This is a genomic window from Cellulomonas algicola (genome assembly GCF_003851725.1).
Classification (GTDB): domain Bacteria; phylum Actinomycetota; class Actinomycetes; order Actinomycetales; family Cellulomonadaceae; genus Cellulomonas; species Cellulomonas algicola.
On the sequence record NZ_BHYL01000485.1, the window covers coordinates 1 to 1,153 of the forward strand.

Here is a 1,153-nt window from a genome sequence, read left to right on the forward strand (position 1 = left end):
GCCGCGACGCGCTGGTCGTCGGCCGCGTCCGCGACCACCCGGGCGCGCACGGCCACGTCGAGCACGGCGCCGTCGCGCGTCGCGGCGACCGCCCGCGCCCGCACGTCGGGGTCGAGCGCGAGCGCCATGAGCCAGTCCGCAACACCGGCGATCTCCGCCTCGGGCAGCAGCCCGTCCGCCAGCGTGCTCTCCCGGACCACGAGCACCTCGGCACCGCCCAGCCCGCGCTCCGCGAGCATGCGACGCAGGTCGGCGGTCACGGCGTCCTCCGTGCCCGCGTCGACCCGGTCGAGCACGATCGCCAGGTGCGTGCGGCGGCGCTGCGCCTCGGTGAGCAGCTCCCACGGGACCGCGTCGGCGTAACGTGCGGCGGTCGTGACGAACAGCCAGGCGTCGGCGGCGCGCAGCAGCTGACCGGCGAGGTCACGGTTCGCCTCCTCGACCGAGTCGACGTCGGGCGCGTCCACGAGCGCGAGCCCGCGCGGGAGCGTCGCCGAGGCGACGGTGCGCAGCGCGCGACCGTCCGTGCCCGGGTCGCCGCGACGCCGCTCGCCGGTCGCCTCGGTGCCGCCGGTGAGCTCGCGCAGCCGGGCGAGGCCCGGCAGCACGCGTGCCGCGTCGACGTCGGGCGCGTCGTCGGGGTGGTGCACGAGCACGGGGCTGCGCGTCGTCGGCCGCAGCACGCCCGCCGTGCTCACGTGCTCGCCGAGCAGCGAGTTGAGCAGCGTGGACTTGCCCGCGCCCGTCGAGCCGCCGACGACGACGAGCGTCGCGGCCTCGGGGTCACGCACGCGCGGCAGCAGGTGGTCGTCGAGCTGGTCCAGCAGCCGCCGCCGCTCCGCCGCGGCGGGGGCTGCGACGGGCGTCGCGAACGGCAGCGACACCACGTCGAGCGCGTCGCGCAGGCCCACGAGCGCGTCGACGAGGCCCGGGGTCTCGCTCGTCGTCACGCGCCGTCCTTCCGTCGTCCGTCCGGTCGGCCGCTCCGCACCCGCAGGTCGGCCGTGCCGCCCCAGCCTGCCTCGTCGCGTCGCGCACCGCGCGCCGACGGCGCCGGCCGCACGAGCGGGGCACGTGCGGTGCCGGCCGAGCCGGTGACGGCGCTCGGGGCCACGAACGACGACGGGCCGCGCGGATCGCTCCGCACGGCCCG

The 1,153-nt window shown here is 78.7% G+C and carries 2 protein-coding genes; both read right to left on the reverse strand.

The features are described from left to right. On the reverse strand, nt 1-950 hold a 950-nt coding region (locus CTKZ_RS21030), incomplete at its 3' end, for a dynamin family protein (RefSeq protein WP_200829875.1). Further along, a partial coding sequence (locus CTKZ_RS22245; protein WP_210766407.1) for a hypothetical protein occupies nt 947-1,153 on the reverse strand: 207 nt, incomplete at its 5' end. The genes CTKZ_RS21030 and CTKZ_RS22245, both read right to left, overlap by 4 nt.